We start from the raw sequence: 23,460 nt of genomic DNA, 5'->3' as shown, positions 1-23,460 counted from the left end.
CGCCGGGGCGGGCGCGCCTTTGCGGGGGAAGCGGCCGGGCCGCCCCGGTCAGAACAGGAAGTTATCCGCGTCCTGCAGCTGCGCCACGCTGATGTCCTCCACCAGGATGGTCACATCGGCAAAGGAGACCAGCACGTCCGCGCCCTGCTGTTCAAAGTCCAGCTGGCCCAGGCGGGAGGCGCCGCGGCCGATCTGGATGTGGTCCTGGCCTGCGGCGAAGTCGGTGATGGTGTCGTTGCCGTGGCCCTTGTGGAACACGAAGGTGTCGGCGCGGCCGCCGCCGGTCAGCAGGTCGTCGCCCTTGTGGCCCAGCAGCACATCGCGGCCCTTGCCGCCGCTGAGGCGGTCGCCGCCGGTGCCGCCGGACAGGGTGTCATTGCCGCCGCCGCCGGACAGGGTGTCGGCGCCATTGCCGCCGTACAAGGTGTCGATGCCCGTGCCGCCCAAGAGCTTGTCGCTTCCGCGGCCGCCATCCAAGAGGTCGTTGCCGGAGTGGCCGCTGAGGACGTCCTTGCCGTCGTCGCCACTCAGCGTGTCGTCTCCGCTCTCTCCGAGCAGCGTATCCTGCGCGTCGCCGCCGAACAGGTTGTCGTTGCCGCCTTCGCCGAACAGGCGGTCGGAATCGAAACCGCCCAGCAGCGTGTCGTTGCCGTTTCCGCCGCGCAGGGTATCATTGCCGCTGTGGCCGGAAATCTTGTCATTGCCGTCTTCCCCCAGAAGCAGGTCGTGGCCGGAGTATCCGTTAAGGCTGTCGTTGCCGCTGCCGCCGAGCAGCACATCGTTGGATGTTGCCGTTCTGTTATCCCCATTCAGCGTGTTGTCATAAGAGGACCCGGCCGTCAGACTGACAGTGCGGTCGCTGAATTGAACAAACTCGATGGAGTTCAGGGTGTCGCGGCCGTCCGGTCCGTCGAGGATGATGCGGCTGAAGCTGGAGGAAAAGCTGGCCTCAGAGAGGGCGCCATCGACAATCAGCCTGTCTGTTCCGCTGCCGCCGTAGATGTAGTCCCAGCCGCTTCCCGCATTGATTGTGTCATTGCCATCCCCCAGCTTCCAGGTGCTGCTGCGGGTCGAATTGATGGTGAAGAGGTCGTTGCCCTTGGTGGCCTCTTCCTCGAAGGAGGAGGGGTAATACGTACTGGAGTATGTGGTGAACGACACGTCCAGACCGCTGGCCGTGAAAACGGTTGATCCGTTAATCCGGAATGTGATGCCGGTGATCGTTCCGTAAACGGATGAGCCGAAGGCACTGAAACTGCCTGTGTAGCTGGCGAAAAAACTGTCGCCGCTGTAAGTGGTGCCGTTGATTTCCAGAAGGTGGTTGTTGATGGTTCCAGGTGTCGGGGTGAGGACCCGGAAGGTTTGAAGATCCCCGACATCCCAACTGTTGCTGGAATCATTCACGGTAAACGTAGCCATTGGGAACAGCTCCTTGGACTTGGCAAAATTCTGGTTGAAACCCGGCTGGTCAACTCAATTCAAAGGTCTATTGCCCTGGAAAAGGCGGAATGTTCAAGGCAAGGAAATCTTTACCGTCGCGTAACTGTAACGTTTTTGCAGCTTTTGCGAGTGTTCCCGGCAAAGCAAAAAAAAACGCCGCAAGCGGAGGCTTGCGGCGATTTGTTAGTGTCTGTCAGGCCCGGCAGCGCTGAAGGTCTGCCGTCCGGCAGTTCAGCCTTCGGCCTTGTGCGCCGCGGTGGCGGCCTGAACCGCTGCCGAGGGGGCGGGCGCTGCGGCCGGGGCGGATTTGCGGCCGCCCGGGTTCAGCGGGTCGTCCTGGCGCTGCACGGAGCCTTCGAAATGGGCGCCGCTTTCGATCGCGATGGTCTTGTGGATGATGTCGCCTTCGACCCGCGCGGTGGAGGTCAGGCGCACCTTCAGGCCGCGCACGCGGCCGACGATGCGGCCGTTGATCACCACGTCATCGGCGGTGATTTCGCCCTTGATGGTGGCGGTCTCGCCGACGGTCAGCAGATGCGCGCGGATGTCGCCCTCGACGGTGCCTTCGACCTGGATGTCGCCGGTGGTCTTGACGTTGCCGGTGATGTGCAGATCCGAGCTGAGCAGCGATGCGGCGGGCTTGGCCTTGGGCATGCTGGAGGTGTAGTCGCTTGCCGCCGGTGCAGCCGGAGCCGCAGAGGCGGGGGCAGCCGGGGTTGCGTCGGCCTGCTTCGGCCCGGGCTCGTTGATTTTGCTCTTAGAAAACATTTCTCGCAGCCTTGATGTAGATCATGGGGTTTACAGGTTGCCCGTTGACCCGCACCTCGTAGTGGAGGTGGGTCCCGGTGGACCGTCCGGTGTTACCCATATCAGCAATGTGATCCCCGCGCGAGACCCTTTGGCCGGCCGTAACGCGGAGTTTCGAATTATGGGCGTATCTTGTTTCGATGCCGAATGCATGGCGGATGGTGACCAGCTTGCCATAGCCGGATTGCCAGCCTGCGTGGGTCACCACGCCGTCGGCGGTGGCAAAGATGTCGGTGCCGGTGCTGCCTGCAAAATCAGATCCCTTGTGCAGGCGGCGGCCGCCGGTCTTGGGGTCGCGGCGGTAGCCGTAGCCGGAGGTCTGGCGCACATGGCCCAGATTGACCGGAGTGGCAAACGGCGCCTTTTGCGCCGCCAGGCGGTACAGGTTCAGCTGGTCCAGCCGGGCCAGAATGCTGTTGGCGCGCAGTTCTTCCGGGGCGGGTTCCTCGCCCCGGGTCGAGATCGCCAGCGGCGCAAGCGGGCCGCCCTGGCCGTTGTAGCCGCGCCGCACCTGCTCAAGAATCCGGTCGGGCGGCATGCCGGCGCTGCGGAACATCTTGTCCAGCGGGGTGATCGACACCGCGACCGCCTCTTCCAGCTGGCGGAAGATCTGGCCGTTGCGCTCCTCCATCAGCTGCAGTTCCAGCTCCAGCTCCTGGCGCTGGCCGATGGCGTCCTGCGCGTCGGCCATGATCCGGTCGCGTTCCGCCGCGGTATCGTGCAGGACGCCCGCCAGCATGTCCATCTGCTCCGTGGCGCTGGCCACGACCGCCGGGGCGGCGTTCTCGCCCTGGGTTTCTGCCTCCAGCTCTGCCAGCGCTTTGCGGGCGCCGTCACGGTCGCTCATGGTGTCGCGCAGGGTGGTCTGGATCACCTCGATGCCGGTTTCCAGCTCGCGGCGGCGGGTCTCCGAGGCCAGCAGCTCGGATTGCATCATCGAGATCTGGGCCAGCACGGCGTTGAACCGCTCCTGCGCCGCCAGGGCTTCTTCGGCGCGGGCGTCGCGCTCAGCGGAGATTGAATTCAGGCGTTCGCGGTAGGTCTGCTGGTCGCGTTTTGCCAGCTCGCGGAAATTGCCGGCGCCGATGCTGTCCATCAGCACGATGGCGGTGGCGACAATGGTCCAGGCGACAAACAGGGTGACGCCGGCAACCACGGCCAGCTGGGTCTCCGACCGCAGCCGGATGAAACGCGTGTCGGTGTCGGATTTGAGGAACACGCGCCGCTCGGGGAAGCGGCGTTCCAGAAAGGCGTGAATTCTGATCGCGAGCCGTGTGCGCAAAGTCCGATCCCTGTTCCGTCCCTGTCCCGATACGCGCCGGTGCCGCTGGGCGGTTCCGGTGCCTTGGGCGAAGTGAATAGACAGGGCGGACCGATTGGGCAAGCCTGTTGACCCATCGGGCCCGGATCGTGCCGGCAGGGCGGGCAGATAGGCGGAAACCTGCCGAGGCGGCGGCAAAGGCCCGGCGCGGCCCGCGGACGTGCCGGGCGGAAGGGGGCCGGTCAGCCCGGCTGGCCTGTCTGCTGTTCCTCCTGCGCTTCGGTCCAGCCGCTTTCCCAGGCCTGGTGGTCGGCGGTGTCGAAGGCGTAGGGATTGCCGGTGAAGGGCTGGCCGTCCATGCAGGCGCGGTAGCCCTCGTCATAGCTTTGCGTGCGCGGGTCCATGCCGCAGGGCTTGTGGGCGGTGGCGCGCAGGTGGGCGGCAAATTCGGGGTAGCGGGCGAGGTCGGTCTGATCGAGCCCCTCGGGGTGCCGCATGAGGGCCTGGTGGCCGCGGCTGGTCATCCGCCAGTTGGGAGGCTCGCCCGGCCGCGGCTCGCCCGGGACCAGGATGCCTGCAATCTCCAGCTCGGACAGGCGGGCGGCCAGCCGGCCGCGCAGCTCTTCGGGAGGCAGGCCGGGGGTCTCGCCGGCCTGGCGGAACAGAGCGTCCAGCGCCTGTTCGCAGCGGTCCAGCGTCACCGGGCCGGAGCGTGCGGTGTGCAGGATCAGGGCCGAGAGGCTGGCCGTGCTCAGCAATGGGAAGTCGTTTTCGAACATGGGATCACCCGGCTGTCCAGAGGTCCCAGTCTAGGCGGCGGCGGCGGTTTGGTAAAGGCGGCTGCACCCGGCAAAGCGCGCCGCTCGGCCTCAGCCGCCCGGCAGGTCCCGCGCCTGATCGGCCAGCGGCCAGTAGAAATCCGGCGGCAGGCCGGCATCGGCGCGCTTTTCCTCGTTGAACGGCGGTTTCAGGGCGCCGTGGAAATACTTCCGCACCAGCGCGTGAAACACTTCCTTGGGGTCGAGGTTGTCCCGGCCGCACAGGAAATTGAACCATTTGGAGCCATAGGCGACATGGCCGACCTCCTCGGCATAGATCACCTCCAGCGCGTCGACGGCCTGGCTGAGCCGCGCCTTGCGGAAGATTTCGATCATGCCGGGGGTGACATCCAGCCCGCGGGCCTCCAGCACCATCGGCACCACTGCCAGGCGCCCCATCAGGTCTTCTGCCGTGTCCTCGGCGGCGCGCCACATGCCGGCGTGGGCCGGCAGGGCGCCGTAGTGGCTGCCGAGGGCTTCAAGGCAGTCGCACATCAAGTTGAAATGCTTAGATTCCTCATCCGCGGCTTTGACCCAGTCATCGAAGAAGCCCATCGGCATCGGCACATGGGAGAAGCGGGCGATTATGTCCCAGTGCAGGTCGACGGCGTTCAGCTCGATATGGGCGACGGCATGCAGCAGCGCGAGGCGGCCTGCCTCCGATCCCGGCTTGCGCTTGGGCACGTCGCGGGGGTGCAGCAGCTCCGGCTTGTCCGGCCGGGCCGGGTGCATTGGCGGGGAGGCGGTGCCGATGGCGATCTCCGGGCCGGTGCCGCTGCGGGAGGCGAGCCATGCGGCGGCGTGGCGGCGCGACAGTGCGGTCTTCCGCCGCCCGTCCGCGGTGGTCAGCACCTCGGCGGCGCGTTCGGCGAGCGATAGGGGATGATCGGTCATGCGGGTCTCCTGTTGCGGCGGCTGGCCCGGGTTCACCTGATTTGGGCGGTGGAGTCCAGAGCGGAAACGGCAGCGCTCCCGCGCCCGCGGGCGATCCGCGGGCGGATCTCCCTGGCGGCCTTGGGCGTGGCACCGCGCGTCCCGCGCGGCGCGCGCCGCCCGCAGGGGCGGCGCCGGGCCCAACAGCGGGGCCTGCGCCCGTCAGGGCGCGGGCAGAGCTGGCGGGAGCGCCCCGCCGTGCCTCAGCGCCGGGATGCCTTAAAGCGCGCGGACGGCTGCCAGCACCTCGTCCGCGTGGCCGTCGACCTTGACCTTGCGCCAGACCTGCGCGATGCGGCCATCGGCATCAATCAGGAAGGTGGAGCGTTCGATCCCCCAGAATTTCTTGCCGTACATGCTCTTCTCTTTCCAGACCCCGTAATCCTCGCACACCGTGCCGTCCGCATCGGACAGAAGCGGCGTCGCCAGCCCGTGTTTGGCGGTGAATTTGTCGTGCTTGGCGACGGTATCCTTGGAGATCCCGAAAACCTGCGCCCCGGCATCGGCAAAGGCCTGCAAAGCCTCTGAAAAGGCGATGGATTCTTTGGTGCAGCCGGGAGTATCATCGCGGGGATAGAAGAACAGCACCACGGGGGACCCCTGGAGGCTGGACAAAGTGACCTCTCCGCCGCCGCTGCGGGGCAGGGTAAAGGAAGGGGCGGGATCTGAAACGTCGGGCATAGGCCTGTCTCCGGTAATTTGCGCAACTCATTGCGCGGCAACCATAACCCATGAGCAGCAAAGGGAAAGCTGAGATCAAACCTGCCGGCGAGAATAACCGCGCTGCGGCCGAGGCCGTGCCTGTGCGCGGGCCTGGGACGGGCCCGGACGCCGGCCTGGCGGCGCCGGCGCGGCGCCGCTGGCACTGGCGGCTGCTGCGCGGTGCGGTCTGGATGCTGGCGCTGCTGAGCTTTCTGGGGGCCGGCGCCATCTATTTCGGCCTTGGCACCCGGCTGGATGCGCCGGACTGGCTGCGCCAGCGGGTGGAGACCCGGATCGAGCGGCACCTGAACGGGCTGCAGATCGAATTCGGCGCCATCCATGTGGTCGTCAGCAAGGGCTGGCGGCCGCGGGTCAGCCTCAAGGACGTGGTGCTGCGCCATCCGGACGGCGCGGTGTTTGCCCAGCTGGCGGATGCCCAGGCCAGCCTGGCGATGCGGCCGCTGCTGCGCGGCAGGATCCAGCCCAAGCAGATCTCGCTCAGCGGCTTGTTCGCGGTCTTGCGGCGCAATCCGGACGGCACCCTGGCGCTGAGCTTTGCCAGCGGCGGCCTGCCGGCACGGCAGGCGGGCAACCTGGTGCAGCTGATCAAGCAATGGGACAGCCAGCTGGACAAACCCGTGCTGGCGGCGCTGCGGGGCGTGGAGACCAGCGAGCTGACGCTGTCTTACACCGATGACCGCCTGGGCCGCGCCTGGACCCTGGACGGCGGCCAGATCCGGCTGCAGAAAAGCGGCAGCGAAGTGTCGGCCTCGGCGGTGTTTTCGGTGCTGAGCGGGCGCGGCGACGTGGGCACGGTCGAGGCCAGCTATATCTCCGAGATCGGCAGCCCGGAGGCGGAGTTCGGGGTTCTCGTCTCGGACATCGCCAGCGAGGACATCGCGCTGCAAAGCCCGGCGCTTGGCTGGCTGGGGGTGCTGCGGGCGCCGATTTCCGGCTCCTTGCGCGGCGGAGTGCGCGGCGACGGCACGCTGGAGCCGGTGCAGGCCAGCCTGCGGATCGGCGAAGGGGTGATCCAGCCGGAGGCGCAGACCCGGCCGGTGCCGATCACCGGCGCGCGCAGCTACTTCACCTATGACCCGGCGGCCCAGATGCTGGAGTTCTCCGAACTCAGCGTGCAAAGCGGCTGGGGCTCGGGGGTGATGCAGGGGCAGGCCAGCCTGGCGGGGATCCAGAACGGGCAGCTGAGCGGGCTGACCGGGCAGTTGCGCTTTGCCGATTTGGAGCTGAATCCGCGCCGCCTGTTCGAGACGCCGGTGAAATTCCCGGCGGTGGACGCGGATTTCGATCTGCGGCTGAAGCCCTTCCGGCTGCGGCTGGGAGAGATGCTGGTGCGTGACGGCGCCAGCCGGATCCATCTGGACGGCGAGATCGGGGCCGGGCCCGAGGGCTGGGACTACGACCTGAACGGGCGGGTCGATCAGGTCGGGGCGGACCGGATCAAGCAGCTTTGGCCCGAGGCGCTGGCCTCCAAACCGCGCGAGTGGGTGCGCGACAACCTGCGTGCGGGGCTGGTGCGCGACGCCGGTTTCCACATGCGCGGGCGCGGCAGCGGCAAGCCTTTCGTCAGCCTGGACCTGGCCTTTGAGGAGGCTGAGGTGCTGTTTCAGAAGTTCATGCCGCCGGTGCGGCAGGCGGCGGGCCAGCTCAGCCTGTACGGCAACCGCTTTGTCGTGACCGCCTCCAAGGGGGTGGTCACGCCGGAGCAGGGCGGTGACGTGGATGTGACGGGCACCTCCTTCATCATCCCGGACACCACGGTGCGCGACGGCACCCCCGGCATTGCCCGGATTGCTGCGCGCGGCTCGGTCACGGCGGCGCTGTCGCTGCTGAACCGCGAGCCGCTTGGGGTGATGGACAAGGCCTCGCTGCCGGTCGATCTGGCGGCGGGGCAGGTGGAGGCCACCGGCACGCTGTCGCTGCCGCTGCGCAAGGACGTGCAGCCGGAGGAAATCCTCTACCACTACAGCGGCGAGGCGCGGGCGGTGGAGACCAGCAAGCTGGTGCCGGGCCATACCGCGGCGGCGCCGCTGCTGAAGATCGAAGGCAACCAGGGCGAGGTGCGCATCAGCGGCAGCGGCAGCCTGTCGGGCGTGCCAGTGACCGTCAGCTGGGCGCAAAAGACCGGCAAGGACGCCCCCCGGGGCAGCCGGGCCGAGGGCACCATCGAACTGTCGGCAGAAGCGGTTTCGGCCTTCAACCTGGGCCTGCCGCGCGGATCTGTCTTTGGCAAGGGGCGGGGCCGTTACACGGTGGATTTGCAGCCCGGCGCGCCGCCTGAGCTGGAGCTGGAGTCCGACCTTGCGGGGGTCGGCCTGAGGATTGCGGAGATTGGCTGGCAAAAGAGCGAGGCGGCGTCCGGCAAGCTGTCGCTGTCGGCGGAACTGGGACGGACCGCCACGGTGGAGCGGCTGGAGCTGGAGGCGCCCGGGCTGGCGGCCGCAGGCCGGGTGACCACCCGCGAGGGCGGCGGGCTGGACCAGGCGGTGTTTTCCTCGGCGCGGGCGGGCGACTGGTTCCAGGGCGCGGTGACCTTCCGCGGGCGCGGCAGCGGCGCGCCGCCCGCCATTGACGTGACCGGCGGCAGGCTGGACCTGAACCGCTCGCCGTTTTCGGCAGCCTCCGGCAGCGGCGGCGGCAGCAGCAGCGGCGGCGGAGGGCCGGTTCCGATCAGCCTGCGTTTGCAGAACCTGCAGGTCACCGACAGCATCGCCCTGCAAGGCTTTCAGGGGCGGTTCTCGACCCAGGGCGGCATGAACGGGGAGTTCACCGCCCGCCTGAACGGCCAGACACCGGTGGCGGGCACCGTGGTGCCGCAGAACAACGGCACCGCGGCGCGCATCCGCGCCAATGATGCCGGCGGCGTGTTCCGCTCTGCCGGGGTGTTCCAGCATGGCCGCGGCGGCAGTTTTGACATGACGCTGGTCCCGGCGGACAGGCCGGGCGAATACGACGGGCGGGTCAGCGTGCGCAACATCCGGGTGCGCAACGCGCCGTCAATGGCGGCGATCCTGAATGCGATCAGCCTGGTCGGGCTGCTGGACGAGATGACCGGGCAGGGCATTCTGTTCACCAGCATGGACGCGCGGTTCCGGCTGGGCGGCTCGCATCTGATACTGCACCAGAGCAGCGCGGTGGGGCCGTCGATGGGGCTGTCGCTGGACGGCAATTTCGATCTGAGCAGCAGCCGCCTGAACATGCGCGGCGTGATCTCGCCGGTGTATCTGCTCAACGCCATCGGGCGGGTGCTGTCGCCGCGGGACGGCGAGGGGCTGTTCGGCTTTACCTTCACCCTGCGCGGCACCGCGGATGACCCGTCGGTCTCGGTCAACCCGCTGGCCGGGCTGGCGCCGGGGTTCCTGCGCGAGATCTTCCGCGGCCCGCCGCCGACAGTTCCGGGGGACGACAGGGCGTTCTCCGCCGACGGCGAAGTGCTGGAGGAGGGCGAAGAGCAGGTCCAAACCCCGCGAGGGGCCAACAAGTAAACTGGCTGGGAGTGAAAATCGCCATAGATTTTCCCTGCAGCACATCCTATAGCGCGCGCCATGAAACTCAGCGATTTCGACTTCGACCTGCCCGACACTCTGATTGCCACCCGGCCTGCCAATCCGCGCAGCTCGGCGCGGCTGCTGGTGGCTGCGGGCGGCACTTTGCACGACGGGCGGGTGACCGATCTGGTGGACTGGCTGCAGCCCGGCGACCGGCTGGTGCTGAACGACACCAAGGTGATCCCGGCGCGCCTGAGCGGGCTGCGCCGCCGCGACAGCGCGCAAGGGCCGGTGGCGGCGAAGATCGAGGCTACCCTGCTGGAGCCGCGCGCCGACGGTAGCTGGGCGGCGCTGCTGAAGCCCTTGAAGAAGATCCGCGAGGGCGAGGAGATCGTCTTCTCCGGCGATCTGAGCGCGGCACTGGAAGCCATCGAGGACGGCCAGGGGCATCTGCGCTTCAACCTCAGCGGCACCGATTTCGACGCTGCGCTGGCCGAGGCGGGCGCGATGCCGCTGCCGCCCTATATCGCCGCCAAGCGCGCCGCCGATGAGCAGGACAAGACCGATTACCAGACCGTCTGGGCCAGGAATTCGGGCGCGGTGGCGGCACCGACCGCTTCGCTTCATTTCGACGCCCCGCTGCTGGAGGCGCTGAAGGCGCGCGGGGTGGAGATTTCCTATGTCACCCTGCATGTCGGCGCGGGCACGTTCCTGCCGGTCAAGGTGGAGGATGTGACCACCCACCGGATGCACGCGGAATGGGGCAAGGTCAGCGGCGAAGCGGCGTCGGAGATCGCGGCCACCAAGGCAGCGGGCGGCCGGGTCATTCCGGTCGGCACCACCGCGCTGCGGCTGATCGAGAGCGCTGCCAAGGACGGGCAGATCCACGCCTGGGAAGGCGACACCGACATCTTTATCTATCCGGGGTTCAAGTTTCAGGTGGCGGACGCGCTGATGACCAATTTCCACCTGCCGAAATCGACCCTGCTGATGCTGGTCTCCGCCCTGATGGGGCAGGAGGAGATCCGCCGGATCTATGACCATGCGGTGCGCAGCGGCTACCGGTTCTTTTCCTATGGCGATGCGTCGCTTTTGATCCCGGCGAAGGCGGATACACCTTAGAAAAACCGCGCGAAACCATCGACAAGCGCCGTGATGACGATCATCAGCACGCGCGCAGGGTCATCAATCCGCAATCAGAATCGGCGATACCGGCCACGCGAGCCTTGATCGCCCGGACATAACAATCAAATGTGATGGCAGCCCGACCCTTGTGGAGGGCTGCTTTGCTTTCAAAGGAGGCATCGGAATGCTTCAGGTACTTTCGAGCGCTTGGGCGCTGCTGTTGGGCGTTTGCCTGCTGATGGTGGGCAACGGTCTGCAGGGCACCATGCTGGGGGTCCGGGGCGATCTGGAGGGGTTCTCCTCGTTCGAGATGTCTCTGGTGATGGCGGCCTATTTCGTGGGCTTTCTGGGCGGCTCGCGGCTGGCGCCGGAGATGATCCGGCGTGTCGGCCACGTGCGCGTCTTTGCGGCGCTGGCGTCCTTCATCTCGGCGGTGATGATCCTTTATCCGCTGCTGCCCAACACCGTCGCCTGGGCGCTGGGACGGATCCTCATCGGGTTCTGCTTCTCGGGCGTGTATGTGACCGCCGAAAGCTGGCTGAACAACGCCGCCGACAACACCAACCGCGGCAAGGCGCTGTCGCTTTACATGATCGTGCAAACCATCGGCATCATCACGGCGCAGGGGCTGATCCAGGTCGGCGACCCGGCCGGCTATGAGGCGTTTATCATCGCTTCGATCCTGGTTTCGATCTCTTTCGCGCCGATCTTGCTGTCGATCTCGCCGACCCCGGCCTTTGACACCACCAAGCCGATGACTCTGCGCAAGCTGTTTGAGACCTCGCCCCTGGGCTGTGTCGGCATGTTCCTTCTGGGCGGCGTGTTCTCGGCCCAGTTCGGGATGAGCGCGGTGTACGGTTCCGCCGCCGGGCTGACCCTGACGCAGCTGTCGATCTTTGTTTCCGCCTTCTATGTGGGGGCGCTGCTGCTGCAGTATCCGCTGGGCTGGCTGTCGGACCGCATGGACCGCCGCTTCCTGATCCTGATCGCGGCCCTGGCGGGCGGCGGCGGCGCTGTGGCGGGCTTCCTGTTCGGCACGGATTTCAAGATGCTGCTGGTGGCGGCCTTCTTTATCGGCGGCCTGTCGAACCCGCTCTATTCGCTGCTGATCGCCTATACCAACGACTATCTGGAGCATGACGACATGGCGGCGGCCTCGGGCGGGCTGATCTTCATCAACGGGCTGGGCGCCATCGCCGGGCCGCTGATCACCGGCTGGCTGATGGGGGATGCGGTGTTCGGGCCTCCGGGCTTTTTCACCTTCATCGCCGCGCTGATGTTCGCGATGGCGGGCTATGCGCTGTACCGCGCGACCCAGCGTGCCTCGATCCCGGTGGAGGAGACCGGCAGCTATGCCGCTATGTCGCCGACGGCAACACCGGTGGCGGTCGAGTTTGCGCAGGAATACGCGATCGAGACCGAACTGGAGGAGCAGGAATCCGCCGCTGCGGAGAAGTGATTGCGCTAACCAGCCGTTTTCGTGAGGATTATTTCATCCCCAGGTCTTGCCTGTCGCAATTTGTGACCCAAGGTTACTTGTAATGGCAACGCAAAATGGCCTGAAATCAGGGTCAGGAAAAACTTGGAGTTAAGACCGATGGCTGGTCCCAACGAGATACTTGCATTCTGGCTCGACGAGGTCGGGGAGAAGGGATGGTATCTGCAGGATGAGGCGCTGGATCAGGAGATCCGCACGAAGTTTCAGAAAACCTGGCAGGAGGCTTGCGAGGGCAAGTTCTCCTTCTGGCTTACCTACCCGAGCGGGACGCTGGCCTATGTCATCCTGATGGACCAGTTTCCGCGCAACATGTTCCGCGGCAAGGGCAAGGCGTTTGCCTCTGACCAGGCGGCGCTGTCGGCGGCCAAGGTGGCCATCAACAAGAAGTGGGACATGAAGATCGACGAGCCGGCGCGGCAGTTCTTCTATCTGCCGCTGATGCATTCGGAGAACCTGTGCGATCAGGAACGCTGCATCCGGCTGATGATGGAGCGGATGCCGCAGACCGGCACCAGCAACCTGCTGCACGCCCGCGCCCACCGCGAAGTGATCCGCCAGTTCGGCCGCTTCCCCTACCGCAACGAGGCGCTGCACCGCGCCAGCACCGCACCCGAGCGCGACTATGTCATGTCGGGCGGCTACGGCGAGACCGTGCGGCAGATGCAAGCGGCTGGCTGACGCCGGCCCTGCTGGAAGAGTTCAACGCCGCGCCCCGAACCGGGCGCGGCGTTTTCTTTCGGGGGTCCCTTGTGCCAACGGCCTGCCTGCGGCAGGGAGGGGCTCTGTTTTCAGGCAAGGCTTTGAGGGCGTTCCCATGACCACAGCAGATTTTCAGATGTCCGGCAGCTGCCGCTGCGGTGCTGCGGTGATTGAGGTCTCCGCCGCGCCGGTGCTGACCGCGGCCTGTCATTGCCGCGGCTGCCAGAAGATGAGCGCCAGCGCGTTCTCCCTGACCGCGATGTTTCCGGCGGAGGCCTTCCGGGTGGTGCAGGGCAATCCTGCCGTTGGCGGTGCCAAGGGGCAGGAGCTGGCGCATTATTTTTGCCCGGATTGCATGACCTGGATGTTCACCCGCATCACCGGCGTTGAGGCGTTTGTGAACGTGCGCCCGGTGATGTTCGACGATACCAGCTGGTTCCGGCCCTTTATCGAGACCTGGACCGGTGCGCGGCTGCCGTTTGCGGACGTTGCGGCCGAACACAGTTTTGCGCAGTTCCCCTCGATGGAGAAGTTTGGCGCGCTGCTGGAGGCCTACGCCGCCAAGGTTTGACCCCGTGTCAGCCTTCGGGCTGGGCGCACGCGCGGCTATCGCGCAGCAGCGGGACGGCGCTGATGATACGGCTGGAAAGCTCCGCCGCACCGGCGCGGGCGGCCTGTTCCGCGGCCTGCAGCGGCAGCTGCCGAATCCCGGCAACATTGGCCTGCAGCTGGTTCAGGCGCTCCTCGACACGGTCGAGGCGGGCCGCTGAGAGCGCCTCCGCTCCATCCCGGGCTGGCCGGTCCTGAAGGGCGGCGCGCAGGCTGGCCAGTTCCCCTTGCAGCCCGGTCACGGCGGTGTGCAGCGGTTCGACGCGGCTGGCGATCTGGCTGGCATTGGCGGTGACGGCAGAGGCGGCGGCCATCAGCTTCCACCCCAGGAACAGGCACAGCGCCAGCAGGATCAGGGTGGCGTTGAGAAGGGCCTTGGCAAGATCGGCAACCGTCCGTTTCATGTTCTTCCGCTCCTGGCTGTGGATTGCAGCGCCTGTTTCAGCTTATGCTGGCCCGGAACCGGCCTCTCTGCCAAGCGGAAAACTGCCGGACAGCGCAGGGCCGCAATGCCGCAGCAGAGGACGATTGCAGTGCAGACAGAAATAGTTTAACGGTAAACTAGTTTTATGGATCCTGTTCAAGGCGAGGGGACAGCATGGCCGCACAATCCTATGACGTGATCGTAATCGGCGCCGGGCCGGGGGGCTATGTTGCCGCCATCCGCGCAGCGCAGCTGGGGCTGAAGACCTGTGTGGTCGAGCGCGAGCATCTGGGCGGCATCTGCCTGAATTGGGGCTGCATCCCGACCAAGGCGCTGCTGCGCTCTTCGGAAGTGTTCCACCTGATGGAGCGGGCCAAGGATTTCGGCCTGAAGGCGGAAAACATCGGCTATGACCTGGACGCGGTGGTGAAGCGCTCGCGCGGGGTGGCCAAGCAGCTGTCCTCCGGCATCGGCCACCTGATGAAGAAGAACAAGATCACCGTGGTGATGGGCGAGGCGTCGATCCCGGCCAAGGGCAAGGTCTCGGTCAAGACGGACAAGGGCACCGAGGAGCTGACCGCCAAGAACATCGTGCTGGCCACCGGCGCCCGCGCCCGCGAGCTGCCGGGGCTGGAAGCGGATGGCGATCTGGTCTGGACCTACAAGCACGCGCTGCAGCCCGTCCGGATGCCGAAAAAGCTGCTGGTGATCGGCTCCGGCGCGATCGGCATCGAATTTGCCAGCTTCTACAACACGCTGGGTGCAGAGACGACCGTGGTTGAGGTGATGGACCGGGTGCTGCCGGTCGAGGACGCGGAGATCTCTGCCTTTGCCAAGAAAGCCTTTGTCAAACAGGGCATGAAGATCATGGAGAAAGCCATGGTCAAGCAGCTCGACCGCGGCAAAGGGAAAGTCACCGCCCATATCGAGGTCGGCGGCAAGGTGGAGAAACAGGAGTTCGACACCGTGATCTCTGCCGTGGGCATCGTCGGCAACGTCGAGGGGCTGGGGCTGGAAGAGCTGGGCGTCAAGGTCGACCGCACCCATGTTGTGACGGACGAATTCTGCCGCACCGGTGTGGACGGGCTTTATGCCATCGGCGACATCGCCGGCGCGCCCTGGCTGGCGCATAAGGCGTCCCATGAGGGCGTTATGGTCGCCGAGCTGATCGCGGGCAAGCACGCGCATCCGGTGAAGCCCGAAAGCATTGCCGGCTGCACCTACTGCCAGCCGCAGGTCGCCTCCGTCGGCTATACCGAGGCCAAGGCCAAGGAACTGGGCTACGAGATCAAGGTCGGCCGCTTCCCCTTCATCGGCAATGGCAAGGCGATTGCGCTTGGAGAGGCCGAGGGCATGGTCAAGACCATCTTTGACGCCAAGACCGGCGAGCTCTTGGGCGCGCATATGGTCGGCGCCGAGGTGACCGAGCTGATCCAGGGTTACGTGGTGGGCCGCCAGCTGGAGACCACCGAGGAAGACCTGATGAACACCGTCTTCCCGCATCCGACGCTGAGCGAGATGATGCATGAATCGGTGCTCGACGCCTATGGCCGGGTCATCCACATGTGACGCAGCATTCCCGCGCCGCAGCTCTTGCCGCGGCCGGGATTAGCGGGCAGGACAGAAAAAGCAGGCGCGGGTGCGTGCCTGCTTTTTCTGTTTGAGGGCAGATATTTTGACGGATGGCGGAAATTCCCGCTGGGGGCTGATCCTGGCGGTCTGGGCGGCGGGGCTGGGGGCGGCTGCGCAATACGGCAAGATTTCGGTGATCTTCGGCCGCATGGGCGAGCTGTACCCGCAGGCGGGAACGGCGCTCAGCTTCTCGGTGTCGCTGGTCGGGATGCTGGGCATTCTGCTGGGCGCGGTGGCGGGCCCCTATGTTGCGGCCTTCGGCTACCGGCGCACACTGGTCTGGGCCTTGGGGGCCGGGGCGGCGGTGTCGGCCTTGCAGGCGCTGCATCTGCCGTTCGGGCTGTTCCTTGCCACAAGGGTGGCTGAGGGGCTGTCGCATCTGGGCATTGTGGTGGCAGGTCCGGTGCTGATTGCGCAGCTGAGTTCCGACCGCGGCCGGGGGCTGGCGATGACCCTGTGGAGCACGTTTTTCGCCGTGGCCTTTACCTTGCTGGCCTGGTTCGGCCTGCCGCTGGTGCGGGCCTGGGGCCTGCTGGCGCTGTTTGCCGCCCATGCGGCGGTGATGGCGGGGCTGGCGGTGCTGCTGGGCTTTGCCCTGCGCGCGGTGCCGGTGCCGCCGCGGGCGCCGCTGCCGCGGCTGGCGGAGTTGCCGGGCCTGCATCTGCCGATCTACCGCTCCCCCTGGATCGCGGCGCCGGCTGCGGGCTGGCTGTTTTACACCTGCTGCTTTGTGGCGGTGCTGACGGTGATCCCGCCCTATATCGCGGACAATGCGCGCGGGCTGGTGCTGGGGATGATGCCGCTGGCCAGCATTACGGTGTCGATGACCCTGGGGGTCTGCCTGCTGCGGTATGTGCCCGGGGTGCGGCTGGCGCAGCTTGGGTTTTTGGCCTGCGCGGCGGCGGCGCTGTGGCTGTGGGCGGTGCCCGGCGCGCCGCTGGCCTGCATCGCCATGGCGGGCGCGATGGGGCTGGTGCAGGGCGGTTCCTTTGCCGCGGTGCCGCAGCTGAATGAAACCACCGTGGCGCGGGCGCAGGCCAGCGGCGCGATGGCGCAGATGGGCAACCTCGGCAACACCATCGGCACGCCGCTGATGGTGCTGTCGCTGTCCGCGGCGGGGTTCGGCGGCATGATGGCGGCGCTGCTGGTGCTGTTCCTGAGCGGCGCCGCGGTGCACATGCTGCTGGCCGCCCGGCGCCGCGGCATGGTGTGACGGCAAGCGCTCCCGCCCGCCGCCGGCCCCTTGCGGGGACCGCCGCCCGTTGGGCCTGGCGCCGCGCGGGGCGCGGCGCGCCGGACTCCGGGGAAATCCGGACCGGCAAACGCAGGCGGAGCGGCTGCTGCCAGCTGCTGTCAGCAAACTTCCTCTTGTTCGCGATATGTTCTTTATGGGGGCTTGGCGTTTCCAAACGCATTCCCTATCTGTAGGGCTGGCGTCCGCCAAGAGGTCGGCGGGCGCGTGTACGGGGGCATTATGGCTGAGCTGAAATCCATCGAGGTGCGCGGCGCGCGCGAGCACAATCTGAAAAGCATCGACGTGGACATTCCGCGCGATGAGCTGGTGGTGATCACCGGCCTCTCCGGCTCGGGCAAGTCCTCGCTGGCGTTCGACACCATCTATGCCGAGGGCCAGCGCCGCTATGTCGAGTCGCTCAGCGCCTATGCGCGCCAGTTCCTCGACATGATGGAAAAGCCGGATGTGGACCACATCAGCGGCCTGTCGCCTGCGATTTCGATCGAGCAGAAGACAACCTCGAAGAACCCCCGCTCCACTGTGGGCACGGTGACGGAAATCTATGACTATCTGCGTCTGCTGTTCGCCCGTGCGGGCACGCCCTATTCGCCGGCCACCGGGCTGCCGATCGAGGCGCAGCAGGTGCAGGACATGGTTGACCGGATCATGGAGATGGAGGAAGGCACCCGCGGCTTCCTGCTGGCGCCGATCGTCCGCGACCGCAAGGGCGAGTACAAGAAGGAATTCCTGGAGCTGCGCAAGCAGGGCTTCCAGCGGGTGAAGGTGAACGGGGAGTTCTATGAGCTCGACGAGCCGCCGGTGCTGGACAAGAAGTTCCGCCATGACATCGACGTGGTGGTCGACCGGCTGGTGGTGCGCGAGGGCATGGAGACGCGGCTGGCCGACAGCTTGCGCACCGCGTTGGACCTGGCCGACGGCATCGCCATTCTGGAAACCGCGCCCAAGGAGGGCGATCCGGAGCGGATCACCTTCAGCGAGAATTTCGCTTGCCCGGTCAGCGGCTTCACCATTCCCGAGATCGAGCCGCGGCTGTTCTCCTTCAACGCGCCCTTCGGGGCCTGCCCGCATTGCGACGGGCTGGGGGTGGAGCTGTTCTTTGACGAGCGGCTGGTGGTGCCGGATCAGAGCCTGAAGGTCTATGACGGCGCGCTGGCGCCCTGGCGCAAGGGCAAGTCGCCCTATTTCCTGCAGACCATCGAGGCGATCGCGCGGCACTACCAGTTCGACAAGAACACCGTCTGGAAGGACCTGCCGGAGAAGGTGCAGAAAGTGTTCCTCTATGGCTCCGGCGAGGAGGAGATCCAGTTCCGCTATGACGAGGGCGGGCGCGTCTACCAGGTGGAGCGCACGTTTGAGGGCGTCATCCCCAACATGGAGCGGCGCTACCGCGAGACCGACTCCAACTGGATCCGCGAGGAGTTCGAGCGCTACCAGAACAACCGGCACTGCCACCACTGCGAGGGCTACCGGCTGCGCGACGAGGCGCTGGCGGTAAAGATTGCCGGGGTGCATGTGGGGCAGGTGGTGCAGCTGTCGATCCGCGAGGCGCTGGCCTGGATCGAGGATGTGCCGAACCACCTGAGCCAGCAGAAGCAGGAAATCGCCCGCGCCATCGTCAAGGAGATCCGCGAGCGGCTGGGCTTCCTGAACAACGTCGGGCTGGAATACCTGACTTTGTCGCGCTCCTCCGGCACCCTGTCCGGCGGCGAGAGCCAGCGCATCCGTCTGGCGAGCCAGATCGGCTCCGGCCTGACCGGCGTTCTCTATGTGCTCGACGAGCCGTCCATCGGGCTGCACCAGCGCGACAACGACCGGCTGATCGGGACGCTGAAGAACCTGCGCGACCAGGGCAACACGGTGATTGTGGTGGAGCATGACGAGGACATGATCCGGCAGGCGGATTATGTGTTCGACATCGGCCCCGGCGCCGGGGTGCATGGCGGCGAGGTGGTCAGCCACGGCACGCCGCAGCAGATCGCCTCCGATGCGGGGTCTATCACCGGCCAGTATCTGGCGGGCACGCGGGAGATCGCGATCCCCGGGCAGCGGCGCAAGGGCAACAAGAAGAAGATCAAGGTGGTCAAGGCCACCGGCAACAACCTGAAAGAGGTGACGGCCGAGTTCCCACTGGGCAAATTCGTCTGCGTGACCGGTGTGTCGGGCGGCGGCAAGTCGACGCTGACCATCGAGACGCTTTTCAAGACCGCCTCCATGCGCCTGAACGGTGCGCGCCAGACCCCGGCCCCCTGCGAGAGCATCAAGGGGCTGGAGCATCTGGACAAGGTGATCGACATCGACCAGCGCCCGATCGGGCGCACGCCGCGCAGTAACCCTGCGACCTATACCGGCGCCTTCACCCCGATCCGGGACTGGTTTGCCGGCCTGCCGGAGGCGAAGGCGCGGGGGTACAAGCCCGGGCGCTTCTCCTTCAACGTCAAGGGCGGGCGCTGCGAGGCCTGCCAGGGCGACGGCGTGATCAAGATCGAGATGCACTTCCTGCCCGACGTCTATGTCACCTGCGAGACCTGCAAAGGCGCGCGTTACAACCGCGAGACGCTGGAGATCAAGTTCAAGGGCAAGAGCATTGCCGATGTGCTGGATATGACGGTGGAGGATGCGCAGGGCTTCTTCCAGGCGGTGCCGGCGATCCGCGACAAGATGGACGCGCTGATGCGGGTGGGCCTTGGGTATATCAAGGTGGGCCAGCAGGCGACAACGCTGTCGGGCGGCGAGGCGCAGCGGGTGAAGCTGTCGAGGGAGCTGTCGAAACGCTCCACCGGGCGGACGCTGTATATCCTGGACGAGCCGACCACGGGGCTGCATTTCGAGGATGTGAAGAAGCTCCTGGAGGTGCTGCACGAGCTGGTGGAGCAGGGCAATTCCGTGGTGGTGATCGAGCACAATCTGGATGTGATCAAGACTGCTGACTGGATCATCGACATTGGCCCCGAGGGCGGCGACGGCGGCGGCGAGATCGTGGCGGCCGGCACCCCGGAGGCGGTGGCCGATGAGCCGCGCAGCCATACCGGGCGCTATCTGAAGGACATTCTGGCGGCGCGGAAGGTGGCGGCGGAATAGCGGTCAGCGCCAGGCAGGAGGGGCGCTGCCCCTCTTGGCCTTCGGCCAATTCACCCCGGAGTATTTTTGCAAAGGTGAACAGGGGGCGGACGTGCCCCCTTTTCTTATGCGCTTTGCGCGGCGGCGGGGCGCGCCAGCAGCAGCGGCGCCAGGAACAGCAGCAGGAAGGGCGTGTTCAGCACCGCGTTGAACCAGGCGCCGGCGGCAAGGGAGCCGAGGCTGTCGGACACGTACCAGGCCAGCAGCGCCGGGATCAGCAGGCGGCGGCCGAGGGCAGGGCCGGTGCTGTAGATATGCTGTGTCACCAGATAGATCAGCACGCTGAAGCCGCACATCAGGCCGCCGCTGATCGCGGTCATCAGCGCGGCCGGGCCGGGCTGCAGCCGCTGCCCGCCGTCCAGCGGCAGAAAGGCCAGATCCAGAAAGAAGCCGAGGCCGTGTGCAAGCGGCGTTGCCAGCGCCAGCACCATGGCCAGCCCGAAGGCGGCGGAGAGCACCGCGGCGGTTTTGAGCCAGCGGACTGAAGCGGAGTGGGTCATCGGGGTCTCCTTGTTTTGTACCGGATTCAGACTGCAGCCCGATGGGGAGTGAAAACAATTACCTTGGAGGTAGGTGTTTTCGGCAGGGCCTGCGGTAGAGTGGGGCCAGGCGGGAGGCAGCGGTGATGGCAGGGTTTGGCGGGGCATTGAAGAAATGGCGGCAGATCCGGCGGCTGAGCCAGATGGAGCTGGCGCTGAGCGCCGGGGTGTCGCCGCGGCACCTGTCGTTTCTTGAGACCGGACGCGCCCAGCCCAGCCGCGGCATGGTGCTGCGGCTGAGCGAGGAATTGCAGGTGCCGCCGGCGGCCCGCAACCAGCTGCTGACCGCGGCGGGGCTGGCGCCCGCCTATGTGCGGCGGGATCTGAACGATGAGGAGCTGGCGCCATTGCGCCAGGCCGCAAAGCGGATGCTGGAGCGGCATGAGCCGTATCCCGCCATGCTGATTGACCGGCACTGGCATCTGCTGGACATGAACCGCGCCGCGGCGCTGATGCTGGGCAATACGGGCATCACCCCGGGCAGCAGCCTGATCGAGGCGCTGCTGGGCAATGCGGCGCTGAGGGCGGCGCTGGACAATCTGGAGGAGGTCGAGCGCCACAGCCTGGCGCGGCTGCGGACAGAGCTGGCCGGTTTCGGCGCCGACCCGGTTCTGGAACAGGCGATCGCGCGGCTGCAGCGCAGTGCGGCAGAGCCCGGGGGCGCGGACGGCGGCGTCCTGCCCGCGGTGATCCCGGCGCGGTACCGTATGGGCGGGCAGGTGCTGTCGTTCTTTTCCACCATCACCCAGTTCGGCGGCACCGGCGATCTGGCGATGTCGGACCTGCGTATCGAGATGCTGTTCCCCGCCGATGAGGCCACCCGCGGCTGGCTGGAGTCGATGGCCGGGCCCGGCGGTGCGGACAGCGCCGGCGGTTAGTTGTCCAGCACTGCCTCGGCGCCGATCAGGCGCAGCACCTTATGGGTTTCGCGGTTGACCTGATAGACATAGCCGCCAGCCTCGACATAGCTGCCGTAGGGGTCGGGCGCCCAGCCGCCCGGGTTTCCGATCCAGCTGTAATCATCCAGAATGTGATCGCCGCGGCGGTAGAACTTCTTGGCCTGGGACGGCGGCACGCAATGCGCGGCCTGTTTGGTCAGCCCGAGCGGGCAGCGGAAGGCGGCCTGCTCCGGCTTGTCGTGGCCATTGCCGGCCGCCAGCGGAATGGCCAGCGCGCAGGCAGCGGCAAGAACGGTGAAGGGAACAATGTGACGGCGTACCATTTAAAGCGGATCCTCATTTCGCTGCCCACCACATAACCGCCCCTGCGGCAATTCCAAGAGCGCACGGAAAGGGGTGGCGGCAGGCTGCCGGTTGCCGCTTACGCGGCGGCAATAACCCGCGCTTCGAAGCCGCGCAGCGACAGCCGCGCGGCGGTGCCGAAGCCGCGGCCGCTTTTTGCGCACAGTTCAGGGAACAACTCGCGGATTTCCGCCTGCGTTTCCGCGTCAAAGCCGGCCGCGGTTTCCGGACCGGGCTGATAGCTTTCGCTGAGGGCGCCGTTGGCCCAGAGAATCTGATGGCTGCCGAACAGCAGGTGGAAATAGTCCGCCTGTTCCAGCTCCAGCGCCGGGCGGATGGTGGTTCCGTTGACCAGGTCCTTGGCCTTGACCAGGACTTCGGGTTCGCCAAACAGCAGCTCGGCCAGCGGGCCGGAGACGACCATGCGGTGCTGGGGCGAGACATAGAGGTCGCAGCTGTTGCCAAAACTGCCTGCGGCGAAGCGGATCGGGGCGGTGCGGGCCGTGCAGGCGGTGCGGCGGCTGCCGGTCCATTGCAGCACCTGCGGGCCGTTGTCCAAGGTCAGGACCTCCATGCCGGGGCGCAGATCCTCGACCGGAACCTCGCCGCCGGGCACCCGGATCAGGGTGCCGCGCAGAAAGCAGGGGACGGTCTGTTTGATCTCCACCAGGCCAGTGTCGGAATTGCCCTCGCCGTTGTCCGCGGTGTAGTTGAAATGGACGGTTTCCAGGTCGCCGTCGGCGACCACGGTAAGGGTGCCATCGGCGTTCAGGGTGATCTGCTGGCCTGTGGCCAGTGTGACGGTATCGCCCGCAGAGACCGCGTGGTCGTTGATATGGGTGATGCTCAGCGTGCCGCCGGCGGCGGTGCTGTCGTTTTCCAGGACATCTATGACCCTGGTCTTGCCGATGGCGATGTCTTCCTGATCGTCTTCGGCAACAATCGCGGTCTGCACCGAACCGCCCGCAATCAGCAGGTTGGTATCATAGGCGACGTCGGAGGTGTCCGCGACACCGATTTTCAGGGTGTTGACCTCACCCGCGTTCACCGGCGCGACAAATGTCAGGGTGATGGTGAAGCCGTCCATCTCCGTATTGAAGCCGTCGCCGGTGTTGTCGACGTAGATGTTCTCGCTGCCGTCGTTGATATTGCCGATCGAGGCGGTGCCGTCGCCGATGGAGACCTTCGCCTCGACCCCGTTCACCCAGACGCCGATCACGTCGTTGTACTGTGAGTTCACGAACTCCGGGTACTCCTCGGAGGAGAGCACGAAGTCTATGGTCAGCGTGTCGCCGTCGGGGATGAATTCGACCTCGAGAATGGAAGCGTCAAAGGTCTGGGTGCCCGCCAGCGCGTTGAAATCTGCATCCCCGTCCACACCGGCGGTGTTGGTGGTGGTATCGGTCCGCTGGTTGGTGTTGGTGCTGCCGTCGCTGTTGGTGAAGTCGCGGGCGTAGCCGGTTGACAGGATCACGCCGGAATCCGCAGGCGCCACCCCCGGCGTGGTGGTATCCGCGCCGGAATAGATGCCCGAGGACAGCGCATCGCCGCTGTAGGCGGCGCTGGTCACCGTGACGCCGTCGCCGAAAATTTCCTCTGCCATCTGCAAAGCGCTGGCGGTAGTGTCGATGCTCAGTTCCGTTGCGGTTGCCATGACGTCCAGTCTGCCTCCGGCTGTGCTGGGTTTTTACGGTCGCTTACCGGAATGATGGAGAAGTTGGACAGAACTGTGGCGCGGCGGCGTCTAAATCCGGATGTTTTATAAACCTCTAGGCACCTGTGCGGAGCGCAGAAAAGCTGCAGGCCGGCCCTGTGCGGAGGGCCGGCCTGGAACCGTGATGGTTGTGCAAGGGG

The 23,460-nt window shown here is 66.3% G+C and carries 19 protein-coding genes; 9 read left to right on the top strand and 10 right to left on the bottom strand.

Going from position 1 to position 23,460, the window contains the following annotated elements; all coding sequences use genetic code 11:
• Window positions 1-48: 48 nt before the first annotated feature.
• The 6 genes from DAEP_RS0105880 to DAEP_RS0105855 form a co-directional block, all read right to left on the bottom strand.
• Window positions 49-1,419 carry a calcium-binding protein gene (locus DAEP_RS0105880; protein ID WP_027244000.1) on the bottom strand — a complete coding sequence of 457 codons (1,371 nt, stop codon included), beginning with the start codon at window positions 1,417-1,419 and terminating at the stop codon, window positions 49-51.
• Between the two features lie 252 nt (window positions 1,420-1,671).
• A complete protein-coding gene (locus DAEP_RS0105875; protein WP_027243999.1) occupies window positions 1,672-2,208 on the bottom strand; it encodes a bactofilin family protein in 537 nt (178 codons plus the stop codon).
• Window positions 2,198-3,529: a M23 family metallopeptidase gene (locus tag DAEP_RS0105870; RefSeq protein ID WP_027243998.1), complete on the bottom strand. Its 1,332-nt coding sequence runs from the start codon at window positions 3,527-3,529 to the stop codon at window positions 2,198-2,200. Before DAEP_RS0105870 ends, DAEP_RS0105875 begins: the two co-directional genes overlap by 11 nt.
• 221 nt (window positions 3,530-3,750) lie before the next feature.
• Window positions 3,751-4,287: a ribosome modulation factor gene (locus tag DAEP_RS0105865; RefSeq protein WP_008556893.1), complete on the bottom strand. Its 537-nt coding sequence runs from the start codon at window positions 4,285-4,287 to the stop codon at window positions 3,751-3,753.
• A 90-nt stretch (window positions 4,288-4,377) separates the two neighbouring features.
• Window positions 4,378-5,220, bottom strand: a complete 843-nt coding sequence (locus DAEP_RS0105860) for a ferritin-like domain-containing protein (protein WP_027243997.1) — start codon at window positions 5,218-5,220, stop codon at window positions 4,378-4,380.
• A 258-nt stretch (window positions 5,221-5,478) separates the two neighbouring features.
• Window positions 5,479-5,940, bottom strand: a complete 462-nt coding sequence (locus DAEP_RS0105855) for a peroxiredoxin (RefSeq protein ID WP_027243996.1) — start codon at window positions 5,938-5,940, stop codon at window positions 5,479-5,481.
• Between the two features lie 50 nt (window positions 5,941-5,990).
• Here DAEP_RS0105855 and DAEP_RS0105850 point away from each other — a divergent pair, with 50 nt between their 5' ends.
• From DAEP_RS0105850 to DAEP_RS0105830, 5 genes are all read left to right on the top strand, one after another.
• Window positions 5,991-9,464 (top strand): YhdP family protein, encoded by a 3,474-nt coding sequence (locus DAEP_RS0105850; RefSeq protein ID WP_027243995.1) that lies wholly within the window; start codon window positions 5,991-5,993, stop codon window positions 9,462-9,464.
• A 60-nt stretch (window positions 9,465-9,524) separates the two neighbouring features.
• On the top strand, window positions 9,525-10,589 hold the full coding sequence (queA, locus tag DAEP_RS0105845; protein ID WP_027243994.1) for a tRNA preQ1(34) S-adenosylmethionine ribosyltransferase-isomerase QueA: 1,065 nt from the start codon (window positions 9,525-9,527) through the stop codon (window positions 10,587-10,589).
• Window positions 10,590-10,776: 187 nt separating this feature from the next.
• On the top strand, window positions 10,777-12,051 hold the full coding sequence (locus DAEP_RS0105840; RefSeq protein WP_008554004.1) for an MFS transporter: 1,275 nt from the start codon (window positions 10,777-10,779) through the stop codon (window positions 12,049-12,051).
• A 138-nt stretch (window positions 12,052-12,189) separates the two neighbouring features.
• A complete protein-coding gene (locus DAEP_RS0105835) occupies window positions 12,190-12,768 on the top strand; it encodes a DUF924 family protein (protein WP_008557764.1) in 579 nt (192 codons plus the stop codon).
• Between the two features lie 136 nt (window positions 12,769-12,904).
• Window positions 12,905-13,360, top strand: coding sequence for a GFA family protein (locus tag DAEP_RS0105830; protein ID WP_027243993.1), 456 nt, complete (start codon window positions 12,905-12,907; stop codon window positions 13,358-13,360).
• A gap of 7 nt (window positions 13,361-13,367) precedes the next feature.
• Here the strand turns inward: DAEP_RS0105830 and DAEP_RS0105825 are convergent, their stop codons facing one another.
• On the bottom strand, window positions 13,368-13,802 hold the full coding sequence (locus tag DAEP_RS0105825) for a hypothetical protein (protein ID WP_027243992.1): 435 nt from the start codon (window positions 13,800-13,802) through the stop codon (window positions 13,368-13,370).
• 194 nt (window positions 13,803-13,996) lie between these two features.
• Between DAEP_RS0105825 and lpdA the strand changes: the two genes are divergently transcribed.
• From lpdA to uvrA, 3 genes are all read left to right on the top strand, one after another.
• Window positions 13,997-15,391 (top strand): dihydrolipoyl dehydrogenase, encoded by a 1,395-nt coding sequence (lpdA, locus tag DAEP_RS0105820; RefSeq protein ID WP_008556138.1) that lies wholly within the window; start codon window positions 13,997-13,999, stop codon window positions 15,389-15,391.
• Window positions 15,392-15,497: 106 nt separating this feature from the next.
• Window positions 15,498-16,667 carry an MFS transporter gene (locus tag DAEP_RS0105815; RefSeq protein WP_036760466.1) on the top strand — a complete coding sequence of 390 codons (1,170 nt, stop codon included), beginning with the start codon at window positions 15,498-15,500 and terminating at the stop codon, window positions 16,665-16,667.
• A 261-nt stretch (window positions 16,668-16,928) separates the two neighbouring features.
• Window positions 16,929-19,787 (top strand): excinuclease ABC subunit UvrA, encoded by a 2,859-nt coding sequence (gene uvrA, locus DAEP_RS0105810; protein ID WP_027243990.1) that lies wholly within the window; start codon window positions 16,929-16,931, stop codon window positions 19,785-19,787.
• Window positions 19,788-19,891: 104 nt separating this feature from the next.
• Here the strand turns inward: uvrA and DAEP_RS0105805 are convergent, their stop codons facing one another.
• Entirely contained in the window at window positions 19,892-20,326 is a 435-nt protein-coding gene (locus DAEP_RS0105805; RefSeq protein ID WP_027243989.1) for a hypothetical protein, read from the bottom strand.
• A 125-nt stretch (window positions 20,327-20,451) separates the two neighbouring features.
• On the opposite strand from DAEP_RS0105805, the gene DAEP_RS0105800 reads away from it, so the two are divergent.
• Window positions 20,452-21,243, top strand: a complete 792-nt coding sequence (locus DAEP_RS0105800; protein WP_027243988.1) for a helix-turn-helix domain-containing protein — start codon at window positions 20,452-20,454, stop codon at window positions 21,241-21,243.
• On the opposite strand, the gene DAEP_RS0105795 is transcribed toward DAEP_RS0105800, so the two are convergent.
• Together DAEP_RS0105795 and DAEP_RS0105790 are read right to left on the bottom strand one after the other, a co-directional pair.
• Entirely contained in the window at window positions 21,240-21,587 is a 348-nt protein-coding gene (locus DAEP_RS0105795; RefSeq protein WP_027243987.1) for a hypothetical protein, read from the bottom strand. The genes DAEP_RS0105800 and DAEP_RS0105795 overlap by 4 nt on opposite strands.
• Before the next feature lie 98 nt (window positions 21,588-21,685).
• Entirely contained in the window at window positions 21,686-23,260 is a 1,575-nt protein-coding gene (locus DAEP_RS0105790) for a choice-of-anchor L domain-containing protein (RefSeq protein WP_027243986.1), read from the bottom strand.
• Between the last annotated feature and the right edge of the window lie 200 nt (window positions 23,261-23,460).

Origin of the sequence: Leisingera daeponensis DSM 23529, assembly GCF_000473145.1 — a bacterium.
Lineage (GTDB): Bacteria > Pseudomonadota > Alphaproteobacteria > Rhodobacterales > Rhodobacteraceae > Leisingera > Leisingera daeponensis.
The sequence above is the reverse complement of the archived record's forward strand: the minus strand, read 5'-3'. Positions and strand labels throughout refer to the sequence as shown.

Excerpts from the sequence above, each read along its gene's own strand:
- DAEP_RS0105880 (WP_027244000.1), bottom strand. The coding sequence starts at position 1,419 with ATGGCTACGTTTACCGTGAATGATTCCAGCAACAGTTGGGATGTCGGG.
- DAEP_RS0105875 (WP_027243999.1), bottom strand. The coding sequence starts at position 2,208 with ATGTTTTCTAAGAGCAAAATCAACGAGCCCGGGCCGAAGCAGGCCGAC.
- DAEP_RS0105865 (WP_008556893.1), bottom strand. The coding sequence starts at position 4,287 with ATGTTCGAAAACGACTTCCCATTGCTGAGCACGGCCAGCCTCTCGGCC.
- DAEP_RS0105860 (WP_027243997.1), bottom strand. The coding sequence starts at position 5,220 with ATGACCGATCATCCCCTATCGCTCGCCGAACGCGCCGCCGAGGTGCTG.
- DAEP_RS0105855 (WP_027243996.1), bottom strand. The coding sequence starts at position 5,940 with ATGCCCGACGTTTCAGATCCCGCCCCTTCCTTTACCCTGCCCCGCAGC.
- DAEP_RS0105850 (WP_027243995.1), top strand. The coding sequence starts at position 5,991 with ATGAGCAGCAAAGGGAAAGCTGAGATCAAACCTGCCGGCGAGAATAAC.
- queA (WP_027243994.1), top strand. The coding sequence starts at position 9,525 with ATGAAACTCAGCGATTTCGACTTCGACCTGCCCGACACTCTGATTGCC.
- DAEP_RS0105840 (WP_008554004.1), top strand. The coding sequence starts at position 10,777 with ATGCTTCAGGTACTTTCGAGCGCTTGGGCGCTGCTGTTGGGCGTTTGC.
- DAEP_RS0105835 (WP_008557764.1), top strand. The coding sequence starts at position 12,190 with ATGGCTGGTCCCAACGAGATACTTGCATTCTGGCTCGACGAGGTCGGG.
- DAEP_RS0105830 (WP_027243993.1), top strand. The coding sequence starts at position 12,905 with ATGACCACAGCAGATTTTCAGATGTCCGGCAGCTGCCGCTGCGGTGCT.
- DAEP_RS0105825 (WP_027243992.1), bottom strand. The coding sequence starts at position 13,802 with ATGAAACGGACGGTTGCCGATCTTGCCAAGGCCCTTCTCAACGCCACC.
- lpdA (WP_008556138.1), top strand. The coding sequence starts at position 13,997 with ATGGCCGCACAATCCTATGACGTGATCGTAATCGGCGCCGGGCCGGGG.
- uvrA (WP_027243990.1), top strand. The coding sequence starts at position 16,929 with ATGGCTGAGCTGAAATCCATCGAGGTGCGCGGCGCGCGCGAGCACAAT.
- DAEP_RS0105805 (WP_027243989.1), bottom strand. The coding sequence starts at position 20,326 with ATGACCCACTCCGCTTCAGTCCGCTGGCTCAAAACCGCCGCGGTGCTC.
- DAEP_RS0105800 (WP_027243988.1), top strand. The coding sequence starts at position 20,452 with ATGGCAGGGTTTGGCGGGGCATTGAAGAAATGGCGGCAGATCCGGCGG.
- DAEP_RS0105795 (WP_027243987.1), bottom strand. The coding sequence starts at position 21,587 with ATGGTACGCCGTCACATTGTTCCCTTCACCGTTCTTGCCGCTGCCTGC.
- DAEP_RS0105790 (WP_027243986.1), bottom strand. The coding sequence starts at position 23,260 with ATGGCAACCGCAACGGAACTGAGCATCGACACTACCGCCAGCGCTTTG.